The sequence below is a fragment of the Paraburkholderia sp. RL17-381-BIF-C genome (assembly GCF_046026435.1).
Lineage (GTDB): Bacteria > Pseudomonadota > Gammaproteobacteria > Burkholderiales > Burkholderiaceae > Paraburkholderia.
This window is the reverse complement of the sequence record NZ_JARESX010000004.1, coordinates 179,305-194,355: the sequence shown is the minus strand read 5'-3', so window position 1 is coordinate 194,355 and position 15,051 is coordinate 179,305. Positions and strand designations below refer to the sequence as shown.

Genomic DNA, 15,051 nt, shown 5'->3' with positions numbered 1-15,051 from the left:
ACGATAGCATGTGGCACGGCGACGTTTTGCCGTTTTGCCGTTTTGCCGTTGTCCCGTTGTGCCGTGGTCCCGTTGCGACGTAGTTCCGTTGCGCCGTAGTTCCGTTGCGCCGTAGTTCCGTTGCGCCGTGGTCCCGTTGCGCCGTAGTCCCGTCAATGCTTGCCGCGCCCGCCGCCGGCATCTTTGCCATCGGAATTGACGTCGGCGTGCGCGTCGTTCTGCGTCTTTTCCTGATACTCGTCGCCGCCGCGCCGGTCCGTATCTTTCAGCCCGCGTTCGAGGTCGCGATGCGCCTGCTTACCGACACGGCGCGGGCCGTCCTCTTGCTGGGATTCCGGATCCTGGTCGGTTTCATGCGGCAGCGGCGCGGCAGCTTCCTGCATCGAGCGAGGTTGCTTTCTAGCATGCGGATCGGCCTGCTTGTCGCCGTCCGAGGATTGCGGTGAGGTCTTCATGATGTGCTCCTTTTTGCGTTGAATGAGGTTTGCTGAAGCGCCCTTACTGCGCGCCGTCCAGTCGCTTCTTCATGGCTGCGGTAATGCGCTGGCGAGTTTTCGAGTAGTCCGCCCACGGGTCGCTTTTCAGATTGGCCAGGCGCTCGTGCAGATTCTCGATGGTCCACTGATCGCCGCCTGTGGAAGTGGCGACTTCGTCCCACGTCAGCGGCACCGATACGCCCAGCCCCGGACGCGCACGCGCCGAAAATGCGGCGACCGTACTTGAGCCGCGGTTGTTGCGCAGGTAGTCGACGAAGATCTTCTGCTTGCGATTCTGCGCGCCCATCTTCGCGCTGAAGTACTTGGGCAGCGTCGCCGCCATGTGCTGCGCGACGGCTTGCGAAAAATCCTTCACTTCGTCCCAACCGGCCTGCTTCGCGAGCGGCACGACCACGTGCAAGCCCTTACCGCCGCTTGTCTTGCAGAAAGACGTGAGGCCGAGTTCTTCGAGCAGCGAACGCGTCAATTGCGCGGCTTCGATCATGCGCTCCCAACCCAGCGAGGCGTCGGGGTCGAGGTCGAACACCATGCGGTCCGGTTTTTCGATATTCGAGGCGACGGCATTCCAGGTGTGAAATTCGACGGTGCCCATCTGCGCGGCGCCGATCAGCGCCTTGAGCGTGTCGACGGTAATCAGCGGTGGGTGCCCCGGATCGAGGCCCGGGTGCTGGGTGACATTCGGAATCGACAGCTTCTGGCTGTGCTTCTGGAAGAACAGTTCACCGCCGATGTCCTCGGGCGCGCGCACCAGCGACACCGGACGGTCCTGCAAATGCGGCAGCATCCAGTTGGCCACAGATTCGTAGTACTGCACGAGATCGATCTTGCGCGTGCCGGTGCTTTTGTCGATAACACGCTCGGGATGCGAGATGCGGACGCCGCCGACTTCGGAGGGGATCGAAGGGGTGTTTGGTTTTGCTGCTGCGTTTGTCCTGGTGGCCGTGTCTTTGGCGGCGGCGGCTTTGGTGCTCGGGGCTTTGGTGCTCGTGGCTTTGCTGCTCGTGGCTTCGGTGCCTGTGGCTTTGGTGCTCGCGGCTTTCGTGCTCGCGGTTTTCGTACCCGCGGTTTTCGTGCTCGCGGCTTTCGTGCTCGCGGCTTTCGTGCTCGCGGCTTTCGTACCCACGGCTTTCGTACCCACGGTTTTCGTACCCGCGGCTTTCGTACCCTTGCCTTTCGTACTCGTGGCATTCATACCCACTGCCTTAGCACCTACGGCCTTGGTGGCCGTCGTTCTCCCCTCGTTCGCACCACTCGCTTCGGACGCCACCGAAGTGCCCGCGGCAGTCTTGCGCGCCGCGCGCTTCTTCGGCACGCCGTCAGAACCAGATTCGGTTTGCTGTTCCACGTCGGCTCCCCTGCGAGGTGATTCCTTGACGATCTGACGCGCCGGCTTGTCGTTGCGCAGACTCACGAACGAAGCCTGACGCACGATGCCATCGCTCGTCCACTCCGCGAAATTGCATTCGGCGACCAGCACCGGTTCCACCCAGTGCACCGGTGTACGGCTGCGCTCGCGCGGCGCTGCGGCAAACGGCATGCGCTGGGTCTCGTGCGCATCCAACTCTTTCTTCACCGAGCGCAGCAGCGCCGCGTCGAAACCGGTGCCTACGCGCCCCGCGTACTGCAATTTGCCGTTGCCGTCGTAGATGCCGAGCAGCAGCGCACCGAACGCCGCGCGGCTGCCGGACGGTTCCGAATAGCCGCCGATCACGAACTCCTGACGTCGGCGGCACTTCAGTTTGATCCACGCCGATGAACGCCCCGACATGTAGCCACTATCGCGCCGCTTGCCGATGATGCCTTCCAACGCCATGTCGCACGCGCTCCTGAGCAGGTCGTCGGCGCTGAAGTCGAAATCATTCGAGAAGCGCAGCACGCTGTCGTCGACCTCCTCCAGCAAGGCGCGCAAAATTGCACGACGCTGTTCGAGCGGCACGCCGCGCAAGTCGTAACCGTTCAGAAACGGTATGTCGAATAGATAGATGACTATGTCTTGTGGACGATTCGAATCGAAGGCATTCTGCAGCGCCTGAAAATTCGGCACGCCGTTGGGGTCCAGCACGACGGCTTCGCCATCGAGCCACGCGCTGTCGATGTCGAGTTGCTTGAACGCCTCGACCTGTTTGCCGAACTTCGCGGTCCAGTCGTTGCCCGCGCGAGTGACCATCTTGACCGCATTTCCCTTGGTCATCCTATCGATTCTGACCAGCACACGATAGCCGTCGAACTTGATCTCATACGACCAATCATCGCCGGCGGGCGCCGCGTCGACGAGCGTTGCAAGTTGGGGTTTGAAGCTCGCCGGCAGGCGGGCCGGCACCGCACCCTCGATCGACGGCGAGGCGGCGAGTTCGCGCAGCGATCGCGCGCTGCGCGTCGCTACGATGTCGGGTCGCTTGGGGTCGGCAAGTTCCGATGAAGCATCCTTCGCGCCATTCTTGCCGCCTCGTTTCGCGGTGGATGCCGCGTCCGGTTTCGCGGTGGATTTCGCGGCCGCAGCGGGTTTGCCTGCCGCCTTTCCTGTTGTGCGCTTCGCTGTCACTGTTCTCGACGTTCTTGCACCTGTGCCTGCGGTGGCGCTTTCGCCGAGCACGCTGCCCGGGCGCTTCTTCAAAATGTCGTAATCGCTTTCAGCGCGCGCTTCGTCATCGCGTTCCTTGATCAGAAGCCATTGCTCCTTGTCGCCGCTGCCGCGCATATGGCTGCGCACCAGCGTCCAGCCGCCGCGCAGCTTTTCACCGTGCAGCAGGAATTTGAGTTTGCCGGCCGCGTACGCGCGCGTCGCCTCGGCCGTCCCGCCAACCGGCTCCCACGTGCCGCGATCCCATACGATCACGCTGCCCGCGCCGTAATTGCCCGGCGGAATTTCTCCTTCAAACGACCCGTACTCAACCGGATGGTCTTCGACATGCACCGCGAGCCGCTTCACTGACGGGTCGAGGCTCGGCCCTTTCGGCACCGCCCACGACAGGAGCGTGCCGTTCAACTCGAGCCGGAAGTCGTAGTGCAAACGACGTGCGTCGTGCTCCTGAATCACGTACGAGAGCGCATCGGCGGATGACTGTCTGGTCGCCTTCCGGCTGCCTTGTTTGCGGGCCACGCGCATGCCCGACGGCTCCGGCGTTTCGTCGAAGCGACGTTTGCGGGTGTAGGTATCGAGTCTGTCGTTCATGACGATGGTGGCGTTGCTCGCAGGCGGCGTGGACGCGAGGCTGACAATCAAGCCGCCGCGCGACGCTTGCGCGTGGCCGGCGTCGAAGCAGTCTTGGCGCTCGCACGGCTGCCTGCGCTGCTGCGACTGCGTGTCGTCGTACTCGGGGCGGCACTCGCGGAGCGCGAGGCGCGCGGTTTCTTGCGGGCCGGCGCCGACATTTCGGCTTCGCTATCGGCGTCGTCTTCATCGTCGTCCGCAGCGCGCTTGCGACTGGCCGACGCCGGCTGCTTGCTTTTGCCACGTCCCAGGCTGCGTTTGAGCAGATCCGACAGATCGAGGATATCGGCAGACTGACGCGACTCGTGCGGCGCTTCGACCTCGGTGATTTCCTCGGTCTTGCCTGCGCGAATCTTGCGATCGACGAGCGCCATGATGTCGTCGCGGAAGGTGTCGTGATACTGCGACGGATCCCATTTGTCGCTCATATCGTCGATCAGCTTCTTCGCCATGTCGAGTTCGCGCGTTGACACTCCCGCGGCTTTCATGCCCTCGGGCGGCAGCTTGAATTCGTCGAAGTCGCGCACTTCGGCAGCCCAGCGCAAAGTGTTCAACGCGAGTACCGGACCGACCGGTATCAACGCAGCAAGATGCTGCTTGTTATGCAGCACGACGCTCGCCACGCCGATCTTGCCCGACGCCTTCATGGCTTCGCGCAACAGCGCATAGACTTTTTCGCCCTTACGGTCGGGGGTGAGGAAATACGGCGTGTCGAGATAGAGGAACGAAATGTCCGGAGCATCGACGAACGCGAGGATATCGACCGTTTGCGTCGACTCGGGGTTCGCTGAGCGAATCTCGTCGTCCGACAGCACGACGTACTTGTCTTTCTCGTACTCGAAGCCGCGCACGATGTTATCGCGCGTCACATCCTTGCCGGTGCGCTTGTTGATCTGCTTGTAGCCGATCGGATCGATGGTGCGCTTGTCGAGCAGATTGAAGCCGACCTTCTCCGATTGCGTTGCCGGATACAACTGCACCGGCACGTGAACGAGGCCGAAGCTGATTGCGCCTTTCCAGATCATGTGTGCCATCGTGCGCTCCCTTGGGCCTAGGACCTGAAGCGAAGCAGCAAGCGTGCCACGGCATTCCGGCCAAAGCCAGCAGGCGCCGACGGCTGGGCGCTCTCACACTCAGGCTGTAAGTCTTGCGTCAATCCGGCAAAAGCTACGCCGTTCCGGGCTTTGCGGTTTAAGGCTTTTGCCGGGTCAAGGCTTCTGCCAGCTCAACGCGATTCAAGCCAGCTCAAACCGCCTCAAGCTCGATCGGCACCTCGGCAAAGCCTCGAAATCGCACTCGGCCGCCGCGCGTCGGCTCGCCGCTCAGTCGATACGCCGGAAAACGCTGCACGAACCGGCCAATCGCAATGCGCGCCTCGAGCCGCGCGAGCGACAACCCGGCGCACTGATGAATGCCGAAGCCGAACGCCAGGTGCCGGTTCGGATCACGGCGGATGTCGAAGCGATCCGGATCTGCGAACTGTTCCGGATCGCGATTGGCCGCGCCGATGCACAGCGTAACCGGCGTGCCGCGCGCCACCGCGATGCCGCCGATCTCGGTGTCGACGGTCGCCATGCGGTTGCCCAGCTGATTCGAACTCTCGAAGCGCAGACATTCCTCCACCGCCGTTCCGATCAGCGACGGCTCGCGCAGCAACGCCGCACGCTCTTGCGGCCATTGCGTCAGCGTGACGAGTCCGTTGCCGATCAGATTCGTGGTCGTCTCATGTCCCGCGTTCAGAATGAAAATGCAGTTTTGCAGCAACTCCGCTTCGGACAGCTGCTCGCCGCCCTCTTCGCCCTGGATCAGGCGCGTCAGTACGTCATGTTGCGGATCGCCCGGCTCGCGGCGGCGTCGCGCGACCAGATCGCGCAGATAGTCGACGAATTCGCTCACCGCGCGATTGCCCCGCTCGAGTTGCGCCTCGGTGAGCGACGGCTCGAGCGCGCCGAGTATCGCGAGCGACCAGTCACGCAACGGCTCGCGCTCCGCGTGCGGCACGTCCAGCAGATTGCCGATGATCTCGACCGGAATCGCCGACGCGAACTCGGCGATCAGATCGATCCGGCCGCGTTTGGCGGCGGCATCGAGCAAGCCGTCGACGAGGCGCACCAGCCCCGGCTCCATGGCCGCGATGGCGCGCGCAGTCAGCGCACCGGCGATCAGCTTGCGCACGCGAGTATGGCGTGGCGGATCGTTGAAGACAAGGCTCGTGGTGTGATGCGCGAAGAGCGGCGAATCGCCGTATTTCGGCTTGAATTCGACGGTCTTGTCGGAGCTGAAAGTTTTAGGATCCCGGTAAACCGCCTGCACGTCGCGAAACCGCGTTAGAAACAGCGAGCCGTCCGGCATGCGCTTGACGGGTTCGTGGGTGCGCAATGCGTGATAAACCGGATAGGGATCGGCATAGAAAGCGGGATTCAGGTGGCGCAGATCGAAGTCGCGCGCAAGAGTGGATGCGTCGCCGGCGGTCGCCTGGGGCATGCGTTGTCTCCGTGGTAGTGCGCCTCGTCAAGGGTGCCGGTGCATTCGCGGGCCGGCCATTGCGCCTCGCGAAGGCGCGAATGGGACGGCCGGCGCGTGTAATGGCTGCGAGGCGTCGTTCGATGCGCCAGTATGAACCGCGCGCCGGAGGATTGCACGGCGCAATGCACGGTGGCGCCTCCGGCAGTTCCAGCGGAGCGCGAGAGGCGATGCCGACCGGCGAACCGTTACAATAACGGGATTTTCCGCGCGCGCCGCGCGCCCGTCCTTTCCTGCGTCATTGCGTCGTCGTCCATGAACCTCGTCATTCAAAGCCCAGCGCCCCTTTCCGCCGACCATCAAAAAACGCTCGTCGCGCTCGCGCGCGGTTCGCACGCCAGCGTCATCGACGCAAACGCGATTCGTATTGCCGACGCAAGCGTCGCTCAACGTGGCGACCTCGACGTCTATTGCGGCACCCATCAACTGGACTACGCGTTTGTCGAAGCCGGCCGCCAACTGCGCGACTTCGGGCTGGTGGCGATGGACATGGATTCGACGCTGATCACCATTGAATGCATTGACGAAATCGCGGACTTCTGCGGATTGAAAAGCGAAGTGTCCGCGATCACCGAGGCCGCAATGCGCGGCGAAATCAAGGACTTCAACGAAAGCCTGACGCGCCGCGTGGCGCTGCTCAAAGGCCTCGACGCAAGCGCGCTCGAACGGGTGTACGAAGAGCGGCTGAAACTTTCGCCGGGCGCAGAGCAGATGCTGGCGGGCGCGAAGGCGGCTGGTTTGAAAACGCTGCTGGTGTCGGGCGGATTCACGTTCTTCACCGAAAAACTGAGGGCGCGTCTCGGTCTCGATTTCACGCGCGCGAACACGCTTGAAATCGTGGACGGCAAACTGACCGGCAAGGTGATCGGCGAGATCGTCAACGCCGATGTCAAAGCCCGCACGCTGCGCGAAACATGCGCGCAATTGGGCGTTGAACCAGGCCGCTCGATTGCCATGGGCGATGGCTCGAACGATCTGAAGATGATGGCTGAAGCCGGTCTCTCCGTTGCGTTCCGTGCGAAGCCAGTGGTGCGCGAAGCGGCAAGCGTAGCGTTCAACCATGTGGGGTTGGACGGGTTGCTGCGGCTGTTCTGATACCTGTTCTAAGGCTGTTTGATGCGCTGACCGATGCAATGGCGGCCAGCGCCAGCCATGGCTCTACTTTTTCACAATGCCCGTTGAGAGCGTCAACATAAGGCTAATCGCATCGAGGCTTGCGATGATCGTGATCCACATCAAAAAGCGCGGGTAAATTTTCTCGGACACCAGCCACAACGAGAATTTCTTCATGATTGCCTCCTTGAGAGGACCAGTATAAATGCTGCACTATCTAAAAAATCTAGATCGGCTGCACATGTAGGGATGCTAATAAAGCTACGGCAATCACCGTGAAGAAAACGGAGAGGACGATCTCAGTGGGCGAAAAGCTTCCATCAGCAAATAAGCTGTTTCGCCGCGGCATCGCACACCAGAACAGTTGGCCGTCTTTCACCGAGCCGGCAATCAGCGCCTTTGCCACGCGCCAACCGTGCGCGGGCGCGACAAGGGTTAGCGTAAAGATCGGGCCGATGATCGGCACGCCGAGATTCAGCAACATCCAGAAGAAAAGATTCATCGAAGCTCACCATGGTGCGGCAACCTTGAGTTGGAATGCACGCCATCGTAGCGTCGGGATATCATGCTGAACATTCAGCCGAATGGTTAGGCCTACTGGCTATCGTGACAACAAAAAGTGACAACAAAAAAGCCCGCCGGAAACATGTCCCGACGGGCTCACTGATCCTACGAAAAAACGTCGCCTGGAACGTTCAACCCAGCGCGGCCAGCGACTGCTCGATATCCGCACGCAGATCCGCTTCGGTTTCGAGACCGATATAAAACCGCACCAAGGTGCCGCGATGCGGCCATTGCCCCGCGGTGCGCATCGACGCGACGTCATACGGCATTGCAAGGCTGTGCGCGCCGCCCCAGCTCCAGCCGAGCGAGAACAGTTCGAGCGATTCGCAGAACGTGTCGATTTGAGCCGGGCTGTAGCGGCCGTCGAACACAACTGAAAAGAGCCCGCCCGCGCCCGTGAAGTCGCGCTTGAAAAACTCGTGCCCCGGACAGTCCGGCAGCGCCGGGTGCAACACGGCGGCAATTTCCGGCCGCGTCTTCAACCATTTGGCCAATCCGAGCGCCGCGCGGTCATGCTGCTCGAAGCGCAACAGCATGGTCGGCAGACTGCGCAGAATCAGCGAACAGTCGTCCGACGAGACCCCGATGCCCATGCGCATACGCGCCGCCTTCAGCTTCAGGTGCAATTCGCGATCGACGGTAATGGTCGCGCCCATCAACACATCGCCACCGCCCGACTGATATTTGGTCAACGCCTGCACCGAAATATCGACGCCATGATCGAACGGCCGGAAACCGAGCCCCGCAGACCACGTATTGTCGATGGCGGTGACGACGTTGCGCGCGCGTGCCACGGCCGTGATAGCGGGCACGTCGGCGACTTCCATCGTCACCGAGCCGGGCGCTTCGAGCCAGATGAGGCGCGTAGTCGGCCGGATCAGATCGGCAATGCCCGCGCCGATCATCGGATCGTAATAGCGCACGGTGACGCCAAAATCGCGCGCCAGCCAATCGCCGTGATCGCGGTTCGGCGAATAGACGTTATCGGGAATCAGCACGTCGTCGCCTGACTTGACGAGGCCGAAATACACATTCGAAATCGACGACAAGCCCGACGGCTGCAACAACGCGTGATTGCCGCCCTCGATGGTCGCGAGGCGCTGCGCCAGCGCAAGCGAAGTCGGCGTGGCATGCAGGCCGTAGCGCCATTGCGCGTCGTTTTTCCAGTCGAGCGCACGCATGGTCGCGAGATCGGGGAACACGACCGTCGAAGCCCGCGTGACCGGCATCGAGAATGATTCGAAGCCCGGCGTGAGCTGGTCTTCGGCACGCACGATACGGGTTTGCAGATCGCGTTGGAGTTTGGATTGGGTCATGGTGTGTTTCGGAGAGAATCTGACGGAAACGGAGGGCACGCGAATTCGGGGCGCGCCGCACACGCAAGATTAGCCGAGCCGGTTGGATTTCGCTCATCGGACAGCGCGAGTCGGCGGGCCGAGGAAGCCCGTATGGCCGGGTTCACTCGCCGGTTTGCAAGTTGCTGACGCCGCCGACGGCGTGGCCGCCAACGGCAGTTGCCGGAGCCGGAGCCGTGGATGCGCCTGCGGAAGGCTGGGTCGCGGCCTTGTTCGCCGCGCTCGCCGGCGCGCCGGGCGGCGGCACCGCCTGCCCTGCCGCCAACGGCTTGAGATCGAATGGCTGCGGGTCGGAATCGTCGACGTTCATGCGGTCGCCCGCCACCGAGCCGTCTGCCGCGAACTTGCCGACCCAGTTGCCGGTGATATGGGTGCCGTCGTTCGATTCCTCGACTTCGAGCGTGTCGCCGTCGCGGTCGCCGGCGATCAGGATCACTTCGCCGTTGTCCGTGTACTGATACTCGCCGTGCACGCCGGCAGGATCGTCGGATTTCGGGCCGAGCTTCAGCACGATCTGGCGCGAGCCCAGCATGCCGGCGTAGCGCGGGAACTTCGCGAATTCAGCACTGGGCTTGAGCGGCAACTGGATCGGCGCGGGTGCCGCCAACTCCTTCACCGCGTCGCTTTCCGCCCATGCCTGGGCGGGCATCACCACCGTCGCGCCCGCACACAGAAACGCGGCAACGGTCGCTATTGCCCAACGGCGCCGACGCATCGCACCCTTCATCGCTTTCAGTTCCCGCATCCGTTCGTTCCTTATTGCTCGATACTGCCGCTATGCGCAGCGCTTCAGATCCGTTCGAAGATCGCCGCAATACCCTGCCCGCCGCCAATGCACATCGTGACCAGCGCATAGCGGCCGCCGATCCGCTGCAATTCATACAGCGCCTTGACGGTGATGAGCGCACCAGTCGCGCCGATCGGGTGGCCGAGCGAAATGCCCGAGCCGTTCGGATTGACCTTGGCGGGATCGAAGCCCAGCTCCTTGCTGACCGCGCAGGCCTGCGCGGCGAACGCTTCGTTCGCCTCGATCACGTCGAGGTCGGCGACCGTCAGGCCGGCCCGCTCCAGCGCGCGGCGCGTGGCCGGCACCGGGCCGATGCCCATGTACGCCGGATCGACGCCTGCATGCGCATACGACACGAGGCGCGCCAGCGGCTTGATGCCCCGCTGTTCAGCGACGCCGCGCTCCATCAGCACCACGGCCGCGGCGGCGTCGTTGATGCCCGACGCGTTGCCGGCCGTCACCGTGCCGTTCTCCTTCACGAACACGGGCTTCAGCTTGGAGAAATCTTCGGCCGATGCGTTCATGCGCGCGTGCTCGTCCGTGTCGAACACGACATCGCCTTTTTTCGACGGGATCGTGATCGGCAGTATCTGTTCCTTGAAGTAGCCTTTCGTGATCGCGTTGGCCGCGCGGCGATGCGATTCGAGCGCGAGTGCGTCCTGCGTTTCACGCGAGATGTCGTACTTGCGCGCGACGTTCTCGGCGGTCACGCCCATGTGGATCACCTGGAACGGATCGTTCAGCGCACCGACCATCATGTCGACGAGGCGCGCGTCGCCCATGCGCTGACCGAAGCGCGCGGCAGGCATGGAATAAGGCGCGCGGCTCATGTTTTCCGCGCCGCCGCCGATCGCGATGTCGGCGTCGCCGAGGAGCACGCTTTGCGCGGCGGAGACAATGGCCTGCAGGCCGGAGCCGCACAGGCGGTTCACGGTCAGGGCCGGCGCGTGTTGCGCGACACCGCCGTTGATCGCCGCCACGCGCGCCAGATACATGTCTTTCGCTTCGGTATGCACGACGTTGCCGAACACCACATGGCCGACTTCGTCGCCCGACACGCTGGCGCGGGCCAGCGCATCACGCACGACGCGTGCGCCGAGATCGGTTGGCGAAAAATCCTTCAGACTGCCGCCGAAAGCGCCAATTGCCGTGCGCACACCGCTAACCACCACTACGTCTCGTTGCATCGCTCGCTCCTTCTTTAGTCTCTCAGGATGATTTTGCCTCGGCGGGCCCGCGTCGCAACGCCCGTGTTCAGCCCGCCAGAAGTTGTTCGACTGTTGCGCGCGAAGGAATCGGCGCCACCGCGCCGTAACCTTGCGTGGACAGCGCCGCCGCGACGTTCGCATAACGTGCCGCCGCAAACGGATCGTCACCCGCGACGATCCGCGCGATGAACGCGCCGCCGAAGCAGTCGCCCGCGCCGGTTGCATCGACCGCGTTGACGACGTGGCCCGGCACCACACGCCGTTCGTTCGGCGTGGCGATATATGAGCCTTCCTTGCCGAGCTTGAGCGCGACCACGCGCGGACCGTGCGACAGCAGGAAATCGACGATCTCGTCACGGCCGGTCAGACCCGTGAGTTCCGTAACATCGTCCCAGCTCGGCAGACAGATGTCGGTCTGGCGAATGGCTTCGAGCATCACCGCGCGCGCCCGCGCGAGCGGCCACAGCTTCAGGCGAAGATTGGTGTCGAAGCTCACGCGCACGCCATTGGCGCGCGCATGCGCGATCGCTTCGAGCGCCGCATCGCAAGCGCTCAGGCTGATCGCGAGGCTGATGCCGGACAGATGAATCACCTTGGCCGCGGCAATCGCCTCTAGCGGCAGATCGTGCGGCGCATAACGGCTCGCGGCCGAACCGGCGCGCAGATAGTCGAACGCGTGGCCATTCGGACCGTGGGACACGAAATACACGCCGGTAGGCGCGTGCGGATCGACCCGCACCAGCGAGGTATCAACCTGTTCACGTTCCCACAGATCGACCAGCAAACGCCCGAAATGATCCGCACCGACCGCGGAGACGAAACCCGTCCGCGCGCCTTGCCGGGCGGCTGCGATACAAAAATTCGACGTATCGCCGCCGAAGCCTTGCAGGTAGTTCGGCTCGTCTTTGGCCGACTGGTTGAATTCGATCATCGCCTCGCCGAGCGCGAGGATGTCGGGGCGCTGAACTTCCGGCGTTGCAGGCATGCTTGCCGCCATTGCTTAAACCTCGCCCCACAGGTCGTGACCGTCGGCGCCGGTGATCTTCACCGACACGAAGTCGCCGACCTTGTAGCGCTTGGACGCCTTGGCAGCCGGCGCGATATACACGACGCCGTCGATCTCCGGCGCATCCGCCGCGGTGCGGCCAATGCCGCCGTCCGCGTTGATCTCGTCGACCAGCACCTTCAGCGTCTTGCCGACCTTCTTCGCGATACGTTTGGCCGACACTTCTTCCGCGACTTCCATGAAACGCGCGCGGCGCTCTTCGCGCACTTCGTCGGGCAATGCGCCGTCGAGTTCGTTGGCCGTCGCGCCTTCGACCGGCGAGTACGCAAAGCAGCCGACGCGGTCGAGTTCCGCTTCGCGGATGAAATCGAGCAACGTCTGGAACTGCTCTTCGGTCTCACCCGGAAAGCCGGCGATGAACGTGCTGCGGATGGTCAGATCCGGACACATCTCGCGCCACTTCTTCACGCGCTCCATCACCTTCTCGGCGTTGGCCGGGCGCTTCATGCGCTTCAGGACTTCCGGATGCGCGTGCTGGAACGGCACGTCGAGATACGGCAGCACGTGGCCCTTGTACGGGCCTTCGGCCATCATGGGGATCACTTCGTCCACGCTCGGATACGGATACACGTAATGCAGACGCACCCATGCGCCGTATTGCGCGGCGAGTTCGCCGAGCGCGCCCACCAGGTCGGTCATGCGCGTCTTGATCGGCTTGCCGTTCCAGAAACCGGTGCGGTATTTGACGTCGACGCCATACGCGCTCGTGTCCTGCGAAATCACCAGCAGTTCCTTCACGCCCGACTTGAACAGATTTTCCGCTTCGAGCATCACGTCGGCGACGGGACGCGACACCAGGTCGCCGCGCATGGACGGGATGATGCAGAACGTGCAGCGGTGATTGCAGCCTTCGGAAATCTTCAGGTACGCGTAGTGGCGCGGCGTGAGCTTCACGCCGGCGGCCGGCACCAGATCGACGAACGGATCGTGCGGCTTCGGCAGATGGGTGTGCACGTGCTGCATGACTTCGCCGAGCGCGTGCGGACCGGTCACGGCCAGCACCTTGGGATGCACTTCTTCGATCAGCCCCGAGCCGCTCGCGCTCTTCTTGGCACCGAGGCAGCCGGTCACGATCACCTTGCCATTTTCGTTGAGCGCTTCGCCGATCGCGTCGAGGCTTTCCTGCACCGCTTCGTCGATGAAGCCGCAGGTGTTGACGACCACGAGGTCCGCGCCGTCGTACGTGCCGGAAATCTCGTAACCTTCGGCGCGCAGTTGGGTGATGATCTGCTCGGAATCAACCAGGGCTTTCGGGCAGCCGAGCGAGACAAAGCCAACCTTCGGCGTGGCATTCGGGGCAATCGGGGGGGTGGCAGACATGGGGAACCGCTTGAAGACGTTAAACCCTGAATTGTAGCGGTTCGCCACGGCTGCCGCTCGTAAGTCTTTGAATTTCCGCCTTCAAGCGGCCGCGGCGTGCGCCGGATCGAGCCGGCCGGCAGACTCGGACTGATGTGGCGCGATTAATTTATCGAATCCCAAAGCGCGCTCGATCATCGCCAGAATTTCGTGCGAATCCTGCACCCGGCGGATCGCCGCATGCAGTTCGGCCGCCTGCGGCCAGGTGCGCTGCAGGTAGCTGAGCCATTTTTTGACGCGTCCGTGCTCGTGACGGGAGGCGACGCGGGCCTGTAATTTCCTCAGATAACCGGCCATATGACGAAGCACCTGATGCCATTCTCCTTCGGATGGGGACCGGTCCATCAGGCCGCGTATCCTGAGCGCGAGGAACGGGTCCGATACGGCGCCCCGCCCGAGCATCACGTCCGCACAACCGCTGACAGCGCGGCAGCGCTCCCAGTCGGCCACCGTCCAGACTTCTCCGTTCGCGATAACCGGCACGTCCACGGCCGAATCGATACGCGCGATCCACTCCCAGTGAGCCGGCGGCCGGTAGCCATGATCGCGCGTCCTCGCGTGCACGACGAGCGAGGCGGCGCCGCCTTCCGCGAGCGCGACCGCGCAATCGATCGCCAGCGACGTGTCGGAGACGCCAAGGCGCATTTTGGCCGTCACGGCGATGCCGGCAGGCACAGCGGCCCGAACCGACGACACGATCCGGTTCAGTTGTTCAGGGTCGGCCAGCAGCATGGCACCGCCGCCGTGCTGATTGACCACCTTGGCGGGACAGCCGAAGTTCAGGTCGATGCCGTGCGGTGACAAGGTGGCCGCATGCGCGGCATTCAGCGCCATCCATTCGGGATCGCTGCCGAGCAACTGGATCACCATCGGCGTGCCGGCGCGGGTGTAAGCGCCGTCGAGCACTTCGGGGGCTTCCCTTTCGTAGACCCGGCTGGGAAGCAGAGAGCCCGTCACCCGGACGAACTCGGACACGCACCCGTCGAATCCGCCCATGCCGGTCAGCACGTCGCGCAACACGTAGTCAGCGAGCCCTTCCATGGGGGCGAGAAAGAGCCGGCTCATGCGGAAACGGGCGCCGGGAGGTGGTGGGTATCGCGATAAACGGCGAGGCTGTCATCAAACATGAAATGGACCATTGGAACAGGCACGGCCACGGAGGGCAGCGCCAAGCGGCTGTTTGTGATTCTGGCGGGGATGCGGATTCGCGCGGTGCAGTCGGGCGAGTGCCGGGATGACGCCCGGGCGATTCAAAACCGGCCAGCCATTTTACCCGCCCGTCGGCAGAACCGCCGACCGGCCGGAAGGCATGCGGAGCGGCCGGAGACACTGTAAAAGCCCGCGTCGATACTCGCGACGCCGGCCGAC

13 protein-coding genes are annotated in these 15,051 nt (G+C 63.3%); 1 reads left to right on the top strand and 12 read right to left on the bottom strand.

Annotated elements, in window-relative coordinates; all coding sequences use genetic code 11:
* Nucleotides 1-152 precede the first annotated feature (152 nt).
* From P0D70_RS05270 to P0D70_RS05255, 4 genes are all read right to left on the bottom strand, one after another.
* Nucleotides 153-455 carry a hypothetical protein gene (locus P0D70_RS05270; RefSeq protein WP_408183285.1) on the bottom strand — a complete coding sequence of 101 codons (303 nt, stop codon included), beginning with the start codon at nucleotides 453-455 and terminating at the stop codon, nucleotides 153-155.
* 43 nt (nucleotides 456-498) lie between these two features.
* Nucleotides 499-3,669 (bottom strand): DNA ligase D, encoded by a 3,171-nt coding sequence (gene ligD, locus P0D70_RS05265; protein ID WP_408183283.1) that lies wholly within the window; start codon nucleotides 3,667-3,669, stop codon nucleotides 499-501.
* 47 nt (nucleotides 3,670-3,716) lie between these two features.
* Nucleotides 3,717-4,742 (bottom strand): non-homologous end joining protein Ku, encoded by a 1,026-nt coding sequence (gene ku, locus P0D70_RS05260; protein ID WP_408183281.1) that lies wholly within the window; start codon nucleotides 4,740-4,742, stop codon nucleotides 3,717-3,719.
* A 211-nt stretch (nucleotides 4,743-4,953) separates the two neighbouring features.
* Nucleotides 4,954-6,192, bottom strand: a complete 1,239-nt coding sequence (locus tag P0D70_RS05255; RefSeq protein ID WP_408183278.1) for a cytochrome P450 — start codon at nucleotides 6,190-6,192, stop codon at nucleotides 4,954-4,956.
* Nucleotides 6,193-6,486: 294 nt separating this feature from the next.
* Between P0D70_RS05255 and serB the strand changes: the two genes are divergently transcribed.
* Nucleotides 6,487-7,326, top strand: a complete 840-nt coding sequence (gene serB / locus P0D70_RS05250) for a phosphoserine phosphatase SerB (protein WP_091794455.1) — start codon at nucleotides 6,487-6,489, stop codon at nucleotides 7,324-7,326.
* 63 nt (nucleotides 7,327-7,389) lie between these two features.
* On the opposite strand, the gene P0D70_RS05245 is transcribed toward serB, so the two are convergent.
* The 8 genes from P0D70_RS05245 to P0D70_RS05210 all read right to left on the bottom strand — a co-directional run bounded on the left by P0D70_RS05245 (nucleotide 7,390) and on the right by P0D70_RS05210 (nucleotide 14,748).
* Nucleotides 7,390-7,521 carry a hypothetical protein gene (locus P0D70_RS05245; RefSeq protein ID WP_286161944.1) on the bottom strand — a complete coding sequence of 44 codons (132 nt, stop codon included), beginning with the start codon at nucleotides 7,519-7,521 and terminating at the stop codon, nucleotides 7,390-7,392.
* Between the two features lie 49 nt (nucleotides 7,522-7,570).
* Nucleotides 7,571-7,846 carry a hypothetical protein gene (locus P0D70_RS05240; RefSeq protein WP_408183275.1) on the bottom strand — a complete coding sequence of 92 codons (276 nt, stop codon included), beginning with the start codon at nucleotides 7,844-7,846 and terminating at the stop codon, nucleotides 7,571-7,573.
* Nucleotides 7,847-8,039: 193 nt separating this feature from the next.
* A complete protein-coding gene (locus tag P0D70_RS05235; protein ID WP_408183273.1) occupies nucleotides 8,040-9,224 on the bottom strand; it encodes a cystathionine beta-lyase in 1,185 nt (394 codons plus the stop codon).
* A gap of 142 nt (nucleotides 9,225-9,366) precedes the next feature.
* Nucleotides 9,367-10,008 carry a hypothetical protein gene (locus P0D70_RS05230; protein WP_408183271.1) on the bottom strand — a complete coding sequence of 214 codons (642 nt, stop codon included), beginning with the start codon at nucleotides 10,006-10,008 and terminating at the stop codon, nucleotides 9,367-9,369.
* A 44-nt stretch (nucleotides 10,009-10,052) separates the two neighbouring features.
* Nucleotides 10,053-11,237 carry a beta-ketothiolase BktB gene (gene bktB / locus P0D70_RS05225; protein ID WP_408183268.1) on the bottom strand — a complete coding sequence of 395 codons (1,185 nt, stop codon included), beginning with the start codon at nucleotides 11,235-11,237 and terminating at the stop codon, nucleotides 10,053-10,055.
* Between the two features lie 67 nt (nucleotides 11,238-11,304).
* Nucleotides 11,305-12,255 (bottom strand): sugar kinase, encoded by a 951-nt coding sequence (locus tag P0D70_RS05220; RefSeq protein WP_408183266.1) that lies wholly within the window; start codon nucleotides 12,253-12,255, stop codon nucleotides 11,305-11,307.
* A 3-nt stretch (nucleotides 12,256-12,258) separates the two neighbouring features.
* A complete protein-coding gene (gene rimO, locus P0D70_RS05215; RefSeq protein ID WP_408183263.1) occupies nucleotides 12,259-13,644 on the bottom strand; it encodes a 30S ribosomal protein S12 methylthiotransferase RimO in 1,386 nt (461 codons plus the stop codon).
* Between the two features lie 81 nt (nucleotides 13,645-13,725).
* On the bottom strand, nucleotides 13,726-14,748 hold the full coding sequence (locus tag P0D70_RS05210) for a tRNA dihydrouridine synthase (RefSeq protein ID WP_408183260.1): 1,023 nt from the start codon (nucleotides 14,746-14,748) through the stop codon (nucleotides 13,726-13,728).
* Between the last annotated feature and the right edge of the window lie 303 nt (nucleotides 14,749-15,051).

What these genes read in the sequence shown, in the direction of transcription:
- bktB (WP_408183268.1), bottom strand. Translation starts at nt 11,237, where the DNA reads ATGCAACGAGACGTAGTGGTGGTTAGCGGTGTGCGCACGGCAATTGGC.
- P0D70_RS05235 (WP_408183273.1), bottom strand. Translation starts at nt 9,224, where the DNA reads ATGACCCAATCCAAACTCCAACGCGATCTGCAAACCCGTATCGTGCGT.
- P0D70_RS05245 (WP_286161944.1), bottom strand. Translation starts at nt 7,521, where the DNA reads ATGAAGAAATTCTCGTTGTGGCTGGTGTCCGAGAAAATTTACCCGCGC.
- serB (WP_091794455.1), top strand. Translation starts at nt 6,487, where the DNA reads ATGAACCTCGTCATTCAAAGCCCAGCGCCCCTTTCCGCCGACCATCAA.
- rimO (WP_408183263.1), bottom strand. Translation starts at nt 13,644, where the DNA reads ATGTCTGCCACCCCCCCGATTGCCCCGAATGCCACGCCGAAGGTTGGC.
- P0D70_RS05210 (WP_408183260.1), bottom strand. Translation starts at nt 14,748, where the DNA reads ATGAGCCGGCTCTTTCTCGCCCCCATGGAAGGGCTCGCTGACTACGTG.
- ligD (WP_408183283.1), bottom strand. Translation starts at nt 3,669, where the DNA reads ATGAACGACAGACTCGATACCTACACCCGCAAACGTCGCTTCGACGAA.
- P0D70_RS05240 (WP_408183275.1), bottom strand. Translation starts at nt 7,846, where the DNA reads ATGAATCTTTTCTTCTGGATGTTGCTGAATCTCGGCGTGCCGATCATC.
- P0D70_RS05230 (WP_408183271.1), bottom strand. Translation starts at nt 10,008, where the DNA reads ATGCGGGAACTGAAAGCGATGAAGGGTGCGATGCGTCGGCGCCGTTGG.
- P0D70_RS05255 (WP_408183278.1), bottom strand. Translation starts at nt 6,192, where the DNA reads ATGCCCCAGGCGACCGCCGGCGACGCATCCACTCTTGCGCGCGACTTC.
- ku (WP_408183281.1), bottom strand. Translation starts at nt 4,742, where the DNA reads ATGGCACACATGATCTGGAAAGGCGCAATCAGCTTCGGCCTCGTTCAC.
- P0D70_RS05220 (WP_408183266.1), bottom strand. Translation starts at nt 12,255, where the DNA reads ATGGCGGCAAGCATGCCTGCAACGCCGGAAGTTCAGCGCCCCGACATC.
- P0D70_RS05270 (WP_408183285.1), bottom strand. Translation starts at nt 455, where the DNA reads ATGAAGACCTCACCGCAATCCTCGGACGGCGACAAGCAGGCCGATCCG.